The following is a 1441-nucleotide window of genomic DNA, read 5'->3' on the forward strand; positions in this document are numbered from 1 at the left end:
TATTTGAATGGATACAAGAGATCATCCCTGCTGAGTTGCAGTCAGAGCTGCGGGCGATCATTCCTAACGAGCTGCGGACACAGCGTAGAAAGGAGCGGGACAAAGCACGTCCACCGCGTCCACATGACCGGATGAATGACAAAGATTATCTGGATCACTACACATTGGATGGTGTGCGAGTCAGCAACAGGGAGAAGCGGGACAGAGCTCTACAGATGCGCGCTGAAGGAATGACCTTTGCTGCCATCGCTAAAGAGGTGGGAGTTACAGCTACGTCCGTGCGCCGTTGGATCGTTCTAGCAGCTCAAAACGACAACACCGACTCAAACACTGCCACAGTGTTTGCTTGCACTGAAACCGCGCCGCCTTTGATGCCCACCCCCGTAGGGTCCGAGGGTGAGACGTTAAAACCGGCGGGTGAAAGTGACGTTTTTCAAGAGGGATGTGCTGCTCGTTGTGTTGCGTGCGGGCTATGTTCTGTTGGTTTCAAGCGTCTTCAGGTCAATCTGGTCGAGAATCTTCTCAAGTCAACTGAGTTGAGTTCATGCGGGACGGGTGTCGTTCGGGTCGAGGTCTGCCCTTGTTACGGGATTACTCTCTCTAAATTCGTTGTGACAAGGCGTGAAACGCGCCAACAGACTGGAGATGACCCAGTGAGTGGATTACTTGACACAACGTGATATAACACAGATTGCCATCAGTGACAAGACAGCGCCGACCTTTTATTGGGTTGTCCTGTCTTTTCAATGGCTTATCATACTTGGCTGAGTTAGCCTACTACTGCGCAACAAAGTCAATTGCTATTGGAATGCAGGTGAAGTGAGGGTTTTATTAACAAAGTTAATCAATCATGTTTAACATCTTAATCAATCAGCTTTATTCAACTGTTCATCCTAATTGATGAAAGCTGAGATCATCTTTTTTAGTAACAAGGGATAATTAATTATCATGCAATCTTCAATTGAAAATCAACTATCGAATCACTCAATTCACAATACGAATATGAACATTCGTGCGCAACGTTATCAACGTGATCTCATTGACAAAGCTGCTGAGTTATTGGGTAAAACTCGCTCAGACTTTATATTAGAAACCGCTTGTCGTGAAGCGCAAGAAGTGTTGTTGGATCAGCGCGTGTTGACACTCGACGCGTGAAACGCACCAATTGGCATCAGTGACAAGACAGCAGTTGTCATCAGCTACAAGTCAGACAGCGACACCAGCTACAAGACAGCTACAACTTTTCATCAATTTGTTCTGTCTTTTCAAGGGTTAATAACTCTGTTACCGTTGTCGCTGTTGTCGCCGGTTCCTTTTTCAAGGTGAGCACAACATGGAAATAATCAGTGTCGGTGAACACAATCTCAACGTTTACCTAAATCTTGCCCAGAGCTATGAAGGTGAATTTTCAGGTATTACCAGAAAGAAGCCTAATGAATGT

The 1441-nt window shown here is 45.9% G+C and carries 2 protein-coding genes; both read left to right on the top strand.

The features are described from left to right. Positions 1–680 (top strand): helix-turn-helix domain-containing protein (locus tag CKO12_RS14260; protein WP_207146396.1); only part of this gene is annotated, 680 nt, incomplete at its 5' end. 322 nt (positions 681–1002) lie between these two features. After that, positions 1003–1155, top strand: coding sequence for a type II toxin-antitoxin system TacA family antitoxin (locus tag CKO12_RS14265; protein ID WP_200155386.1), 153 nt, complete (start codon positions 1003–1005; stop codon positions 1153–1155). Positions 1156–1441 lie beyond the last annotated feature (286 nt).

This window comes from Chromatium okenii, assembly GCF_016583745.1.
Taxonomy (GTDB): domain Bacteria; phylum Pseudomonadota; class Gammaproteobacteria; order Chromatiales; family Chromatiaceae; genus Chromatium; species Chromatium okenii.

What these genes read in the sequence shown, in the direction of transcription:
- CKO12_RS14265 (WP_200155386.1), top strand. Translation starts at nt 1,003, where the DNA reads ATGAACATTCGTGCGCAACGTTATCAACGTGATCTCATTGACAAAGCT.